General features: G+C 71.5%; 14 protein-coding genes. 10 read left to right on the forward strand and 4 right to left on the reverse strand.

Translation table 11 applies throughout. The annotated features are described in order from the left end of the window. The first annotated feature begins 339 nt into the window (after positions 1 to 339). From QH470_RS26090 to QH470_RS26110, 5 genes are all read left to right on the forward strand, one after another. Complete coding sequence (locus tag QH470_RS26090; RefSeq protein ID WP_280274990.1) at positions 340 to 684, forward strand: hypothetical protein; 345 nt, start codon at positions 340 to 342, stop codon at positions 682 to 684. 114 nt (positions 685 to 798) lie between these two features. Next, a complete protein-coding gene (locus QH470_RS26095) occupies positions 799 to 1,332 on the forward strand; it encodes a WKL family lipoprotein (RefSeq protein ID WP_280274991.1) in 534 nt (177 codons plus the stop codon). Between the two features lie 26 nt (positions 1,333 to 1,358). Beyond that, positions 1,359 to 3,434, forward strand: coding sequence for an MMPL family transporter (locus tag QH470_RS26100; protein WP_425302783.1), 2,076 nt, complete (start codon positions 1,359 to 1,361; stop codon positions 3,432 to 3,434). A 50-nt stretch (positions 3,435 to 3,484) separates the two neighbouring features. After that, the gene (locus tag QH470_RS26105; RefSeq protein ID WP_280274993.1) at positions 3,485 to 3,646 is read left to right on the forward strand and encodes a hypothetical protein; all 162 of its coding nucleotides are present in this window, start codon (positions 3,485 to 3,487) and stop codon (positions 3,644 to 3,646) included. 153 nt (positions 3,647 to 3,799) lie between these two features. Next, on the forward strand, positions 3,800 to 4,885 hold the full coding sequence (locus QH470_RS26110) for a hypothetical protein (protein WP_280274994.1): 1,086 nt from the start codon (positions 3,800 to 3,802) through the stop codon (positions 4,883 to 4,885). Here QH470_RS26110 and QH470_RS26115 read toward each other — a convergent pair. The 4 genes from QH470_RS26115 to QH470_RS26130 form a co-directional block, all read right to left on the reverse strand. Next, positions 4,868 to 5,665 (reverse strand): heme ABC transporter ATP-binding protein, encoded by a 798-nt coding sequence (locus QH470_RS26115; protein WP_280274995.1) that lies wholly within the window; start codon positions 5,663 to 5,665, stop codon positions 4,868 to 4,870. The genes QH470_RS26110 and QH470_RS26115 overlap by 18 nt on opposite strands. Before the next feature lie 163 nt (positions 5,666 to 5,828). Further along, positions 5,829 to 6,803: a FecCD family ABC transporter permease gene (locus QH470_RS26120; protein ID WP_425302784.1), complete on the reverse strand. Its 975-nt coding sequence runs from the start codon at positions 6,801 to 6,803 to the stop codon at positions 5,829 to 5,831. A 542-nt stretch (positions 6,804 to 7,345) separates the two neighbouring features. Beyond that, entirely contained in the window at positions 7,346 to 8,437 is a 1,092-nt protein-coding gene (locus QH470_RS26125) for a heme/hemin ABC transporter substrate-binding protein (RefSeq protein ID WP_280274996.1), read from the reverse strand. Positions 8,438 to 8,486: 49 nt separating this feature from the next. Next, positions 8,487 to 9,449 (reverse strand): aldo/keto reductase, encoded by a 963-nt coding sequence (locus QH470_RS26130; RefSeq protein ID WP_280275024.1) that lies wholly within the window; start codon positions 9,447 to 9,449, stop codon positions 8,487 to 8,489. A gap of 224 nt (positions 9,450 to 9,673) precedes the next feature. On the opposite strand from QH470_RS26130, the gene QH470_RS26135 reads away from it, so the two are divergent. The 5 genes from QH470_RS26135 to mshC all read left to right on the forward strand — a co-directional run bounded on the left by QH470_RS26135 (position 9,674) and on the right by mshC (position 14,297). Further along, a complete protein-coding gene (locus QH470_RS26135; protein ID WP_280274997.1) occupies positions 9,674 to 10,621 on the forward strand; it encodes an undecaprenyl-diphosphate phosphatase in 948 nt (315 codons plus the stop codon). Between the two features lie 52 nt (positions 10,622 to 10,673). Then, on the forward strand, positions 10,674 to 11,435 hold the full coding sequence (locus QH470_RS26140; protein WP_280274998.1) for a histidine phosphatase family protein: 762 nt from the start codon (positions 10,674 to 10,676) through the stop codon (positions 11,433 to 11,435). Between the two features lie 24 nt (positions 11,436 to 11,459). Beyond that, positions 11,460 to 12,044 (forward strand): DUF3090 domain-containing protein, encoded by a 585-nt coding sequence (locus QH470_RS26145; RefSeq protein WP_280274999.1) that lies wholly within the window; start codon positions 11,460 to 11,462, stop codon positions 12,042 to 12,044. Between the two features lie 4 nt (positions 12,045 to 12,048). Further along, positions 12,049 to 12,909 (forward strand): SCO1664 family protein, encoded by an 861-nt coding sequence (locus QH470_RS26150; protein ID WP_280275000.1) that lies wholly within the window; start codon positions 12,049 to 12,051, stop codon positions 12,907 to 12,909. A gap of 149 nt (positions 12,910 to 13,058) precedes the next feature. Then, positions 13,059 to 14,297, forward strand: a complete 1,239-nt coding sequence (gene mshC, locus QH470_RS26155; RefSeq protein WP_280275001.1) for a cysteine--1-D-myo-inosityl 2-amino-2-deoxy-alpha-D-glucopyranoside ligase — start codon at positions 13,059 to 13,061, stop codon at positions 14,295 to 14,297. Positions 14,298 to 14,315 lie beyond the last annotated feature (18 nt).

Genomic DNA, 14,315 nt, shown 5'->3' on the forward strand with positions numbered 1-14,315 from the left:
GTGGCGGCCTTGTCCTCGCCCGCGGACGAGCAGCCCGCGACGGCGGCCACCGCGACGGCGGCGGCGAGCGCCACGGGCCCTCCCCGCCACATCCCACCGGCCGGCCGGTTGCCGCCACCACCCATGCCCCGAACTCCTCACTCGCACCGACTACCGACGATTCATGCGTGCGTCCTCATCTGACCATGGTCGCGGACGGCCGCCGCGCGCCGGGGTCTTTCCCGGGCATCGCCTTTCGGCGACACGTCAGGGACGGCCGTGCCATTCTGTCGTACCGGCGGGTTACCGTGGACAGTGCATCGCCGCCGAGCCAGGGAGACCGCGTTGAAAACAGACCATATGTCTGGATTCATCGTCGAAGACGTTACCGTCGGTCCGTTCGCGCACGGGTTCGGCGTGACCGGCGACGGGCGCTCGTTCGCCTTCCGCACGGTCGGGGCCACCCTGTCTCTCGAGATCTACCGCGCCGACTCCGCCCGCGCCACTACGGTTCCCGGCCCGGAGGACGTGGTGGCCGTCGCCGCGGCGGGCGTCACCGATATCGACCTCGGTGACGAGCGCAGCGTCGTCGCCGCGGTGCGCGACCTGATCGCCACCGCCACCCCGGCACCTGCCGCCGACCGCGCCGCCACCACCGTCCGCGCGCTGCTCGGCCGCCTCGGCGCCGCCCTCGACGGCCGGTAACTCCTTGCGCGCCAACACCTTCCGTCGGCGGGCCCGAGATGCGCGGTGCCTGGCGCGGCGCATGACAGACTGTAGGAGAACTACCGGTAACTTTCGACGACGGTGAGGATGCAGATGGCATTGCGACGATCGGCAGCGGCGCTGCTGCCGCTGGTGGCACTGACCGTGCTGGCGGGGGCGTGCGGTAACGACACGGACGAGGACTCGGTCGCCGCGGCGCGGTCCTCCGCCTACGCCGCCCTGACCTCGTCGTCGCAGGCCGCCGCGACCAGCCGTGCCCTGCGCCCGCCGATTCCCACCGCCGCCGAACTCGACACGCAGATCAAGCGCGCGCTGGACCCGTCACTGCCCGACAGCGACCGCACCGCCCTGATCGAGGACGGCGAGGCGTTCAAGGACGCCATCCCCGACATGTACCGCGCGATGCAGGACAACCCGCACGCCGTCTACGGCGTCACCGACCCGGTGTTCGACAACCGCGACGGCACCCTCACCGCCACCATGCGCCTGGACAAGGACGGCACCGGCGCCAACGTGCGCACCACCATCGTGCATTTCGTCGACAAGGACGGCGCCTGGAAGATCTCCCGCACCGACCTGTGCGGAATCCTGCGCTCGGCGGACTACAAGACCGCGGCCTGCGGCTGAGTCCGGCTGTGGCGCAGCAGTTCTCGATGCGGTGGGGCCGGTTCGTGCACCGTCACCGGTATGTGGTGCTGGCCGTCGCGATCGTCGTGGTCGCGCTGTCGGGGTGGTTCGGCCGCGACCTGGGCGAGCGGCTGACCCAGGGCGGCTGGTTCGACGAGCACAGCGAATCGGTGGTGGCCTCCAAGATCGCCGACGAGACCTTCGGCCGCGACCGCGACGCCGACATCATCGTCCTCTACACCGCCCCGCCCGGCCACACCGTCGACGACCCGCCGGTGCGCGCCGCGGTCACGACGGCGCTGGCGCGGCTGCAGGCGACGTACCCCGACCGCATCCAGAAGATCGACAGCTACTTCGACGGCTCGATGATGGGCCAGTTCGCCGACGCCTCCCGCACGCACGCCTTCGCCAGCATCGGGCTGCGCGGCGAGGACACCGAATCGGTGAACAACTATCTCGCCGTCCAGGACGATCTGGCGGCCGGGGTCGACGGCGGCGGGCCGGGCGGGACGACGGTGCAGCTGGCGGGCCTGCAACCGGTGGTGGAGGGCATCAATATCGGCATGCAGCGCGACATCCACCGCGCCGAGCTGATCGCGCTGCCGCTGGTGGCGGTGCTGCTGTATTTCGTGTTCGGCGGCGTGGTGGGGGCGCTGCTGCCGGTGCTGATCGGCGGCATGACGATCCTGGGCAGCCAGGGCATGATGCGGCTGCTGACCGGCTACATCGACGTCAACGTGTTCGCCAGCGCGGTGGTGACCCTGGTCAGCCTGGGCCTGGCCATCGATTACGGGCTGTTCGCGGTGACCCGGTTCCGGGAGGAGTTGGCGGCGGGCCGCAGCGTGGAGGACGCCACCGCCCGCACGGTCGCCACCGCGGGACGCACGGTGCTGTTCTCGGCGGCGATCATCGCGGTGAGCCTGGGCGCGCTGTTCATCTACCCGAACGGGGTGCTGCGCTCGGTGCCCTACGGCGGCATCAGCTCGGTGCTGCTGGCGGCGCTGCTGTCGGTGACGGCGCTGCCGGCGGCGCTGAGCATCGTGGGGCGGCGCATCGATCTGTGGGGGTGGGGCCGGTTCGCCGGCATCCGCACCGCCGAGCAGGTCGACGACGGATTCTTCTCGCGGCTGGCGAGTTTCGCGATGCGCCGCCCGGCGCGGGTGATCGTGCCGGTGGTGCTGGCATTGCTCGCGCTGCTGATCCCGTTCCGCCACATCGCCTTCGGCGGGTTGAGCGAACGCTATCTGGCCGAGGACGCCCCGGCACGGGTGGCACAGGAGAAGTTCGACGCCCTGTTCCCCGAATTCCGTACCGAGCCACTGAAATTGGTGGTGGTGGGCGCCGATGCCCAGCAGCTGTCCGATATCCGGTTCCAGGCCAATTTCGTGCCGGGCCTGACCGGGCCGTTCGAGGCGACCGCGCCGACCACCAACGGGGTGAACGTGCTGGCCACCGGGCTGGTGGACGAGCGCGACGCCGACGCGGCGATCGCGGCGCTGCGCGCGATCGACGAACCGCCGGGGGTGCGGGTGATGGTCGCGGGCGTGCCGGCGCTGGAACGCGACGCCATCCGCGGTCTCATCGACGGCCTGCCGCTGCTGGCGGCGATTCTGGTGCTCGCCGCGGTGGCGCTGATGTACGCGGCGTTCCGGTCGCTGGTGCTGGCGGTGAAGGCGGTGGTGCTCAGCGCGCTGAGTCTCGGGGCGACCCTGGGCATTTTGACGTGGATCTTCGTGGAGGGGCACGGGGCGGGGCTGTTTCATTTCACGCCCGGGCCGCTGATGTTCGCGGTGCTGGTGCTGATCGTGACGGTGCTGTTCGGGCTGTCCACCGACTACGAGGTGTTCCTGCAGTCGCGGATGGCCGAGGCGCGGGCCAACGGCGCGGCGCCGGCGGAGGCGATCCGGTACGGCATCGCCCACACCGGCGGGGTGATCACCTCGGCCGCGGCGATCCTGATCGTGGTCACCGGGGCGTTCGGGTTCTCGGATCTGGTGCTGATGAAATACATCGCCTACGGGATGATCGCGGCATTGGTGCTGGACGCCACCGTGATTCGCATGCTGCTGACCCCGGCGGTGCTCAAGCTGGTGTGGCGATGATCGCGTGGCGTGTTGCAACCGGAGCACGGTGCTCCGTTAACCTGAACAGCGTGACCAACGACGGGGATACGCAGCAGCCGACGAGCCAGGGCAAACACGCGGCGCCGGAGGGCGCCGGCGTGCATCCGCTGATCGATCTCGCCCGGGATCCGAACCCCGGCGTCGCCGATCATGCCCGCCCGGACGAGGAAGACGACCAGCCCGACCAGTAGGCGAGCCGAAACACCCAGCCGCACAACCCTTTACACGCCGCCTGTGGGCGGGGCAGCCCCATGCCCCGCCCACAGTGCTGTCGCCGGCCGGACGGCGGAAGGGCTCGATCACGCCGATCCTGACGCTTCGATTGAAATTCTGATGATGCAAGGGTGACGATCAGGGTGATGAGTAGTGGCCGATCCGCGGACCAGCGTGCCCACCCCCGGCCCTCATCCAAGGTAGCGGGGACAGCGTGGCCGGTCTCGGTGCTGTTCATGTTGTCACCGCTGATCGGCGAAATCGTCGGGGCGGCACTGCGATTCAGCTATCTCACCCAGCCGCTGCGGGTCGCTGCGATCCTCTGTTTCTACGGTGCGGGTGCGGTGTTGGTGCGGGAAGCGGTGCAACGCCGTGGCCTCAACGGCTGGGGACTGTTGTTGCTCGCCCTCGCCTTCGCCGTACTAGAGGAAGGGCTCGGGCTACAGACCATCTTCAATCCGCAAGGCATGGACGGCGAGACCGTGTACGGGCGGGCATTCGAAGTGAACTGGATGTGGGCGGTCGTGGTCACCGGATACCACGCGGTGTGGAGCATCGTCATACCGATCGTGCTGACGCACCTGCTCTTTCCCGCGAAGCAACACATTGTCTGGCTCTCGCGTCCGATGCTGGGCGTCTTCGGGGGTGTCTTCGCCGTCGGCTTCGTGTTGTTCGTCTTCATCTCGCTCGTTCGATCCGACTTCCGCCTTTCTGCCGTGCAGATCATCGGCGCTGTCCTAGCGGTGATCGCCCTGGTCTGGTCGGCCACCGGCTGCCGGCGACCGTGGGCCACCACGTCGAGGGGTCGGTGCCCCGAACCTGCGACTGTCGGCGTGGTCGGATTCGGCGCGGGATTGGCGTGGCTGATGCTGTATGTGGTCGCTTTCATCGGGAGCGCGGCCCCGTTTGTGGTGTGGACGCTTGCCGCACTGGTGTTCGCCGCCGCTGTCGCCGGGATCATGCGCCGGTGGGTGGCGCGACCGGGCTGGAGCCGGCGGCATCGGCTGAACGGTTGTCTCGGGGCCGTGCTGGCGTTGTGGCTGTTCGGCCTCTTCCTCGTCGCCAATGGCGGACGGACCGACGACGTCGTGTTCCATGTCGTCGTTCTCGCCGCCGTGGCCGTCGGCTACCTGTGGCTTCGCAGACGAATCCACCCGTACGGGACAGCGCCGGAGACCGGTCGGCGCGCGGGAGAGGGGTCAGCCGCGGGCGGGTAGGACTAGTTGGGCGCCGGTGCGGGGGTGATCGAAGACTTCGACCGGGTGTTGGTAGACGCGGGAGAGCAGGGGGGTGGTGAGGATGTCGCGTGGGGGGCCGCAGGCGGCGAGGCGGCCGGATTCCAGGACGGCGACGCGGTCGGCGTAGGCGGCGGCGATGCCGAGGTCGTGCAGGACGATCACGACCGCGGCGCCGTCGCGGGCACGGGTACGGGCTAGGCGCAGGATCTGTTCCTGGTGGCCGAGGTCCAGGGCCGCGGTGGGTTCGTCGAGCAGCAGGGTGGGGGTGTCCTGGGCCAGGACGCGGGCCAGCGCGACGCGGGCGCGTTCGCCGCCGGACAGGGCCGGGAAGGGCCGTGCGGCAAGGTGTTCGGTGTCGGTGGCGGCCAGCGCGGCGGTGATCGCGGCCTCGTCGTCGTCCTGGCGGAGGGTGCGCGCCCACGGCGCCCGGCCCATGGCGACGACCTCGCGGGCGGTGAACGGGAAGCCGACGGTGTGGGTCTGCGGCAGCACGGCGCGGCGGCGGGCCATGTCGACCGGCGCCCAGCGCGCGACCGGCCGTCCGTCGAGTTCCACAGTGCCGTCGGCGAGTTCGAGTTCCCCGGACAATGCCCCGAGCAACGTCGACTTCCCCGCCCCGTTCGGCCCGACCAACGCCAGGATCTGCCCGGCCACCACATCCAGATCCACCTCGTCGAGCACGCGCCGCCCACCCCCGCGCTCGACACCGACCTGCCGCGCCCGCAGCGTGACCGCCCCCGCCCCCGGCACCTTCGGCATCCCGTGCTCCCGCACGAAAACCTTTGCCACACTGCGCATTACCCCGGTCACAGCACCCCTCCCGCCCACTTGCCGCCTGCCCCGACCGCAAGGGTCGGGTCCAGTGCGCTGCCGGTGGTGGTTGCGCCGACGACCCCGCACCCACTCGACGCGTCGATGGTGTTCATGCCCAGCCTCCTGCGCGGGCGCGGGTGCGGCGTAGGAGCCAGAAGAAGAAGGGGCCGCCGATGAGGGAGGTGAGGATGCCCAGGGGGAGGTCGGCGTTGGTGACGAGGGTGCGGGCGCCGACGTCGGCGGCCAGCAGGATGATCGCGCCGATCAGCGCGGACAGGGGGATCAGGACGCGGTGGGCGGGGCCGACGAGCATGCGGACCAGGTGCGGCACGATGAGGCCGACGAACAGGATGATGCCGGTGAACGCGACGCCGGCGGTGGCGAGGATCGCGACGGCGACGATGACGTTGCGGCGCAGCCGTTCCACGTCCACGCCGAGGTGGCGGGCGGCGGATTCGCCGAGTGCGAGCAGGTCCAGCCGGGGCGCCATCGCCACGGCGGCGGCGAGACCGAGCGCGGTGAGCGGCGCGACCACGGCCACCGACTGCCAGGTGGCGCCGTTGAGGCTGCCCAATTGCCAGAACACGATCTGGTCTCGTGCCTGCGGGGAGGCGGTGAACAGCAGGAACGCCATCAGTCCACCGGCGAACGCGTTGACCGCGACGCCGGTGAGCACGAGGGTGACGGTCTCGGTGCGCCCGCCCGACCGCGACAGCAGATACACCAGCAGTGTCGTGCCCAGCCCGGCGACGAACGCACCCCCGGCCACCGACCACGCCGCCGCGAACGCCCCGCCCGCGACGATGACGATGCCCGCCCCGACCGCCGCACCGGCCGACACGCCGATCACGCCGGGTTCGGCGAGCGGGTTGGCGAACACTCCCTGGAGTAGCGCCCCGGCGGTGGCCAGCGCGGCCCCGACGAGCGCGGCCATCACCACGCGCGGGAACCGCACCTGCCACAGCGTCACCTCGCCGGCGGGATGCGCCGGGAGCGGGCCCCACTCCAGGCCGATCTTGTGCAGCACGCTGCCCGCCACTTCCAGGGGTGTGGTCGGCACCTGCCCGACCGCGGCGGAGTACATGGCGAGCAGGACCAGCAGCACCACCGACACGGTGAACACGATCGAGATCTTCGACCATCGCCGCGTGCGAGGCCCGGCTCCGCCCGTCGCCCCAGTTCCGCCCGCTGCTCCGGCTCCGCCCGCTGCTCCGGCTCCGGCCGCTGCTCCGGCTCCGGCCGCCGCTGCGGTGCTGGCGGGCACTGCGGTGCCCGGTTGGCGTCCGGTCGTTGACGCGGCGGGCACCCAGTCCTCCTGGGAGGAACCGGATTCCGACTTCGAGTCACGGCTGCATCGCTGGGTGGACGCGGTGATCGACGGGCCGGTCGGCGCGGCGTCGCGGTCCGCGATGTCCGGTGCCGCGGGTACTGCGCGCGCTGTAGCCGGTGGAGCGCCGGAGACGGTGCCGTTCGAATTGCTCGCTGGCGCAGCGATTCCGGCGGCACGGCTGCGGTCGGTCGGGTCCTGGGCAGGCTCGTTCATGTCCTGGGCGGGCGTGTCCGTCGAGGTGGCGGCGGGATTGTCCGGCTCGTCCGCTCCCTCGCCGACGGGTGTGCCAGAGCCGCTCATGCGGCGTGCGGGGAGTAGATCGCGTCGCGCAGGGCGGCGAGGACGTGGCCGGTGTTGGGCCCGAAGCTGAGCAGGGCGGCGTCGGACATGTCGACGACGCGCTGGTCGCGCCCGGCGGGGGTCTGGGCGACGCCGGGAAGCTTGGTGAGCCCGTCGACGCCGCCGATGGATTTCAGCCCGTCGGTCATGACCAGGAACACGTCGGGCGAGGCGGCGATCATGGCCTCGCTGGTGATGGCGGTGAAGGGTTCTGTCAGTCCCGCGGCGGTCCCGGCGTCTGTGCCGCCCAGTGCGGTGACCAGTGTGTCGGCGCCCGACCCGGGCCCGGCCATCATGGTGATCGCGGTGCTGCGCAGATATAGGAACGCCATTTTCAGCGGCGGATCCTGGTGCGGCACCGACGCGGTGGCGGCGGCGATCTCGTCGGCGGTGCGCTGGGCGAGCCGGCGGCCTGGCTCGGGGACGCCGAGCGCGGCGGCGACGGCCTCGATCTGCGGCCCGACATCGTCGAGGCCGCGGTCGGGGTCGAAGTAGACGACGGTGATGCCGAGCGCTTTGAGCTGATCACGCATGGTGGGCGTGGCGCTGACGGTGTCGGTGAGAAACACCGTGGGCCGTTGTGCGGCAACGGCTTCCACGTTGATGCTGCCGCTGCCGCCGGCGACGTTGGGCACCTGCCGCACGGCGGGGAACGACGCGGTGGTGGAGCGCCCGACCAGATTCGCGCCCAGGCCCAGCGCCCACACGGTCTGGGCGAGGGTGCCGTAACGGTCGACGGCGACGATGCGGGAGGCGTCGGTGACGGTCACGTCGCTGCCGTCGAACGACCGCACCGTCGCGGGCAGGACGGGGGCGGGCGCGGGACCGATCGGCACGGGGTCCAGCTGGTCCAGGGTCGCGGTGGCGGGGCCGTGCCCGGTGCCGGTGGTGGTGCCCGCGCACGCGGTGACCCCGGCGGTCAGCGCGAGGGCGAGCACGGCCAGCAGGATCCGGGCCGCCGGAGCGCGCCGCGCGGGGAGCCGCGGCGCACCGGCGAATGCCGCCGCGCGGGCGGCGGTGGTGCGAGCCGGTCGGTCGGGGCTGCTCATGTAGGCAAGCCTAAGAGGTGCCGGGCGGCGGGTGTGATCGGGCCGCCGCTCAGCCGCCGCTGACGTCGTCGAGGGCCGCGGCGATGGCGCGCGGCAGTTCCAGGGTCTCGGCGGCGAGAATGCCGGTGAGCTGGGCGATGTCGCGGGCGCCGACGACCATGCTGGCGACGCCGGGCCGGTCGCGGATCCAGGCCAGCGCCACCGCCAGCGGCGAGGTGCCCAGCCCGTCGCCGGCGGTGACGAGGGCGTCGACGACGCGGGCGGCGTGGTCATCGAGACGCTCGCGGATCTCCGCGGCGGTGTCCTCGTCGGCGCCGCGCGAGTCGGCGGGCACGCCGTCGCGGTATTTGCCGGTGAGGATGCCCCCGGCCAGCGGCGCGGACGCGATCAGCCCGATCCCGTGATGTCCGGCGGCGGGCACGACGTCGTGTTCGAGGCCGCGGGCCAGCAGCGAGTACGGCAGTTGCGCGGCGGTGATCGGCGCCGCCGACGCCAGGGTGGCGAGCTGCCAGGCGTTGTGGCCGCGCACTCCGGCATAGCGCACCCGCCCGGAGCGCACCGCGTATTCGACGGTGGTGGCGATCTCCTCGAGCGGGGTGCGCGGGTCCCAGGCCGCGACGCTCCACAGGTCGAGGTAGTCGGTGCCGAGGTCGGCGAGGGTGCGGTCGAGCTGGCGCATGAGGGTGCGCCGCGACGCGTCGACGGTCCAGCGCACCTCGGTGGCGGGCGCGCCGGCGGGGTCGGTCGCGCCGGTCACCGCGGCCAGCCCGGCACAGCCGCTCAGGACCAGGTCGTCGCGCGGGACCAGTTCGCCGACGAGCCCGCCGAGGACGCGTTGCGCGCCGCCGCCGTGGTAGGCCGGTGAGGTGTCGACGAGGGTGCCGCCCGCCTCGACGAACGCCACCAGCTGCACCGCCGCCTCGTCGGCGTCGGTCTCCTTGCCCCAGGTGTGCGTGGCCAGTCCCATCCGGGAGACCCGTAAGCCGCTGCGCCCCACCGCCCGCTGTTCCATCACAGTGCCCGTGCTTCCTTCACACGCAAGAGCCTAGGGCCCCAACCGCTTCGAGTCCGGGTACGGCACCCCGAACCGCCGCGCCGTGCCGCGGGCACCGGTCGCGAGCAGCGCGCACGACACCAGCTCGGACAGCGGGCGCGGCGGCGGGTAGGGTCGCTGCCGGACTTCGCCGGGCACCGATCACGCCCGGCGGCAACGGATCCGGTCGTGATGGAGGTGGCGTGGGCGCGTCGATGACGTGGGTGCAGGCGCTGATACTGGGCGCGGTGCAGGGGCTGACGGAGTTCCTGCCGATCTCGTCGTCGGCGCATATGCGCATCGTGTCGGGGGTGTTCTTCGGCGACGACGCGGGCGCGTCGTTCACCGCGGTGACCCAGCTGGGCACCGAGGCCGCGGTGCTGGTGTATTTCGCCAAGGACATCTGGCGCATCCTGTGCGCCTGGTTCGGCACGGTGTATCTGCGGGTCACCGGCCGCGCCGAGCAGCGGGTGCCACTGGCCGAGCAGGTCACCACGCAGCTGCCGGTCTACGCCGGGGGGCCGCCGCCCGCGCCGGTGCTCGATCCGGACGCGCAGCGCGAACTGGATTACCGCATCGGCTGGTATGTGATCATCGCGACGATCCCGATCGGGGTGCTGGGTTTCGTGTTCAAGGACGCGATCCGCACCGGCGCGCGCAACCTGTGGCTGATCTCGACGATGCTGATCGTGTTCGCGCTGGTGATCGCGGCCGCGGAGTATTACAGCAGCCAGCGCCGCCCGCTCGAGCAGCTCACGACCCGCGACGGGCTGGTGATGGGTTTCGCGCAGTGCCTGGCGCTGATCCCGGGGGTGTCGCGGTCGGGGGCGACGTCCTCGGCGGGGCTGTTCATCGGCCTGACCCGGGAGGCGGCGGTGCGGTTCTCGTTCCTGCTGGCGATTCCGGCGGTGGTGGCGTCGGGGTTGTTCAGCCTGCCCGACGCGTTCGAACCGGCCGGGGAGGGACTCACCGCGTCGGGCCCGCAGTTGCTGGTGGCGACGGTGGTGTCGTTCGTGCTGGGCTACGCGTCGGTGGCGTGGCTGCTGAAGTTCGTGGCCCGGCATTCGCTGAACTGGTTCGTCGGCTACCGGATCGTGCTGGGGCTGGTGCTGCTGGGCCTGCTGGCCGGGGGCGTGGTGTCGGCGACGTGACCGTCCGCTCACCGCGCGCGGCCCGCCCGCGCGCACCACTAGGCTGGATTACATGACGGTGATCCTGCTGCGGCACGGCGTGTCGACCTCGAATACCGCCGCGACCCTGGCCGGTCGCAGCCCGGGTGTCGATCTCACCGACCGGGGCCGCGAGCAGGCCCAGGGCGTGGCGCAGCGGCTGGCGGCGCTGCCGATCGCCCGCGTGGTGCATTCGCCGCTGTTGCGCTGTGAGCGGACGGTGGCGCCGCTGGCGGAGAAGCTGGGCCTGGAGCCGGTGGCCGAGCCGCGGCTGCTCGAGGTCGATTACGGCGAGTGGACCGGCCGCAAGATCGCCGAGCTGGTGTCCGAGCCGCTGTGGAAGGTGGTGCAGCGGCATGCCTCCGGCGCGGTGTTCCCCGCCGGAGAGGGGCTGGCGCAGGTGCAGTATCGTGCCGTGGCCGCCGTTCGCGAGCACGACCGCGCCCTCGCCGAGCAACACGGGCGCGACGTGCTGTGGGTGGCGTGTACGCACGGCGACGTGATCAAGTCGGTGCTGGCCGACGCGTTCGGGATCCATCTGGACGGGTTCCAGCGCATCGTGGTTGAACCCGCGTCGCTGAGCGTGGTGCGTTATACGCCCGCCGCGCCCTACGTGTGGCGGGTCAACGACACCGGCACCGATCTGTCGGCGCTGGCGGCAACAGTGGAGCAACGAGCGAGTGAGCGGGCGGGTCCGGTGCCCGGCGGCGAGGTCGGGCCCGTCGACGCGACGGGCGCGACCGCGGCGAGTACGGATAATGGGAATGCGGGAGCCCCCGATTCTCGTAGTGAGTAGTGCAGTCGGTTTCAGGAGGTGCAGATGGCCCGAGCAATCCATGTGTTTCGCACCCCCGACCGTTTCGTGGCCGGAACAGTCGGTGAGCCAGGCGATCGCTCCTTCTACCTGCAAGCCGTGGAGGAGCCCCGGGTGGTGAGCGTGCTGCTGGAGAAGCAGCAGGTCAAGGTGCTCGCCGATCGGATGGGGCTGTTACTGGACGAGGTGGCGCGGCGGTTCGGCGCCGAGGTGCCGCCGCAGGCGGCCGAGGTCAACGACACCGACCCGTTGCAGATGCCGCTGGACGCCGAATTCCGGGTCGGCACAATGGGTCTGGGCTGGGACGCCGACGCGGGCGCGGTGGTGGTGGAGTTGCTGGCGATCACCGAGACCGAGGTCGACGAGTCGGTGGTGCTCGACGACACCGAGGAAGGCCCGGACGCGGTGCGGGTGTTCCTCACGCCTTCCCAGGCGCGGGAATTCGCGTTGCGGTCGACGAAGGTGATCGCCGCCGGCCGGCCGCCGTGCCCGCTGTGCGGGGAACCGCTGTCGACCAAGGGGCACATGTGCGTACGCACCAACGGCTACAAGCGCGGCGACATCTTCGGCGCGGCGGATCTGGAGGAATGAGCCGGTGAGTACCGACGGTGGCGCCGGCGACCCGTTCCACACCGGTGATCTGTCGGTACTGGGGCGGGTGAGCACCGCCAGTAACCTGACCTTGGTGTGCGAGATCGGCGCCGACGGTTCGGTGCGCACCGACGGGCGCACGGCCTCGGAGCATCTCGCGGCAGTCGATGCGTCGTTGCGCGTGGTGTACAAACCGGTGCGCGGGGAGCGGCCGCTGTGGGATTTCCCGGACGGCACGCTGGCCGGGCGCGAGGTGGCGTCGTATCGGGTGTCGCAGGCGCTGGGCTGGGGGGTGATCCCGGAGACGATTCTGCGGGAGGGCCCGCTGGGTCCGGGCATGGTGCAGCGCTGGGTGGAGTCGGTGGATACCCAGTACGGCGGGTCGGGGCGGCCGGATCTGGTGGATCTGGTGCCGCCGGACGCGGTGCCCGCCGGGTTCCGGGAGGTGTTGCGCGCGGTCGACGGCACCGGCGAGGAGGTGTCGCTGGTGCATGCCGACGATCCGCGGCTGCGGCGCATGGCGGTGCTGGATGTGCTGCTCAACAACGCCGACCGCAAGGGCGGGCACGCCCTCGAGGGGGTCGACGGCGGCGTGTACGGGGTCGATCACGGGATCTGCCTGCACGCCGAGCCGAAGTTGCGCACGGTGCTGTGGGGGTGGGCCGGGGAGCCGGTGGAGGCGGAGTTGCTGGACGATATCGGCACGTTCGTCAAGGCGCTGCCGGGTGAGCTGGGCGATGAGCTGTCGGCGCATCTGACCGACGCGGAGATCGAGGCGCTGGCCGCGCGCGGGCGGCGGTTGCTGACCGATCCGGTGATGCCGTTGCCGGTGAGCGCGCGCCCGATTCCGTGGCCGGCGTTCTGACCGCGCGTTCCACGCTGCCTCATTGCAACCGTTGACTTTTGGCAGCGGCCGCGTCGGCGCAGGTCGTGCCGGGTGTGCGGGGGTGTCGCGGGCGAGCGCGGCGCGGGGTCGCCGCCGGGGCCGGGGGCGGGCACCTTTACTCTCGAATCATGCAGTCCTGGTCCGATATCGATGTGCCCGCCGTTCCCGGATCCGGACCGCCGTTGCGGTTGTTCGACACCGCCGATCGGCAGGTGCGCCCGGTGACGCCGGGCGCGACCGCCACCATGTACGTCTGCGGCATCACGCCCTATGACGCGACCCATCTCGGTCACGCCGCGACGTATCTGACGTTCGATCTGGTGCACCGGGTGCTGCGCGATAGCGGGCATCGGGTGCATTACGTGCAGAACGTCACCGATGTGGACGATCCGTTGTTCGAGCGCGCCGACCGCGACGGCCTGGACTGGCGGGAGCTGGGCGCTCGCGAGATCGCGTTGTTCCGCGAGGACATGGCGGCGCTGCGGGTGGTGCCGCCGCGCGACTACATCGGCGCGGTGGAGTCGATCGGCGAAGTGGTGGAGCTGGTGGACAAGCTGCTCGCGTCGGGGGCGGCGTATGTCGTCGAGGACGCCGAATATCCGGATGTGTATTTCCGTCACGACGCGACCGAGCAGTTCGGCTACGAGTCGGGCTACGACCGGGAGACGATGGCGCGGTTGTTCGCCGAGCGCGGCGGTGATCCGGCGCGGCCGGGCAAACGCGATCCGATCGATGCCCTGTTGTGGCGGATGGCGCGCCCGGGTGAGCCGTCGTGGCCGGCGCCGTTCGGGGCGGGGCGGCCGGGCTGGCATATCGAGTGCGCGGCGATCGCGCTGAACCGGATCGGGCCGGAGTTCGACATCCAGGGCGGCGGCAGCGACCTGATGTATCCGCATCACGAGTATTCGGCCGCGCACGCCGAGGCGCTGGTGGCGGGCCGGCGGTTCGCGCGCCATTACGTGCATGCGGGCCTGATCGCGCTGGAGGGGGAGAAGATGTCGAAGTCGCGCGGCAATCTGGTGTTCGTGTCGCGGCTGCGGCGTGCGGGGGTGGATCCCGCGGCGATCCGGCTGGGCCTGTTCGCCGGGCACTACCGGCAGGACCGGGAGTGGAACGATCAGGTGCTGGCCGAGGCGCTGGCGCGGCTGGACCGCTGGCAGCGCGCGGTGGCGCTGGCGTCGGGCCCGGCCGCGCAGGACACGGTGGCGCGGCTGCGCCGGCATCTGGCCGACGACCTCGATACCCCGAAAGCCCTTGCCGCGGTGGACAGTTGGGCGCAGCAGGCGTTGGATTACGGCGGCCCGGACGCCGCGGCGCCGGGACTGGTGGCCGCGGCGGTGGACGCGCTGCTGGGCATCCGCCTCTGACCCGGGCCGCCGCGCGCG

Source organism: Nocardia wallacei, assembly GCF_029868745.1.
Lineage (GTDB): Bacteria > Actinomycetota > Actinomycetes > Mycobacteriales > Mycobacteriaceae > Nocardia > Nocardia wallacei_B.

What these genes read in the sequence shown, in the direction of transcription:
- QH470_RS26140 (WP_280274998.1), top strand. Translation starts at nt 10,674, where the DNA reads ATGACGGTGATCCTGCTGCGGCACGGCGTGTCGACCTCGAATACCGCC.
- QH470_RS26125 (WP_280274996.1), bottom strand. Translation starts at nt 8,437, where the DNA reads ATGAGCAGCCCCGACCGACCGGCTCGCACCACCGCCGCCCGCGCGGCG.
- QH470_RS26100 (WP_425302783.1), top strand. Translation starts at nt 1,359, where the DNA reads ATGCGGTGGGGCCGGTTCGTGCACCGTCACCGGTATGTGGTGCTGGCC.
- QH470_RS26090 (WP_280274990.1), top strand. Translation starts at nt 340, where the DNA reads ATGTCTGGATTCATCGTCGAAGACGTTACCGTCGGTCCGTTCGCGCAC.
- QH470_RS26095 (WP_280274991.1), top strand. Translation starts at nt 799, where the DNA reads ATGGCATTGCGACGATCGGCAGCGGCGCTGCTGCCGCTGGTGGCACTG.
- QH470_RS26115 (WP_280274995.1), bottom strand. Translation starts at nt 5,665, where the DNA reads ATGCCGAAGGTGCCGGGGGCGGGGGCGGTCACGCTGCGGGCGCGGCAG.
- mshC (WP_280275001.1), top strand. Translation starts at nt 13,059, where the DNA reads ATGCAGTCCTGGTCCGATATCGATGTGCCCGCCGTTCCCGGATCCGGA.
- QH470_RS26145 (WP_280274999.1), top strand. Translation starts at nt 11,460, where the DNA reads ATGGCCCGAGCAATCCATGTGTTTCGCACCCCCGACCGTTTCGTGGCC.
- QH470_RS26120 (WP_425302784.1), bottom strand. Translation starts at nt 6,803, where the DNA reads ATGTACTCCGCCGCGGTCGGGCAGGTGCCGACCACACCCCTGGAAGTG.
- QH470_RS26130 (WP_280275024.1), bottom strand. Translation starts at nt 9,449, where the DNA reads ATGGAACAGCGGGCGGTGGGGCGCAGCGGCTTACGGGTCTCCCGGATG.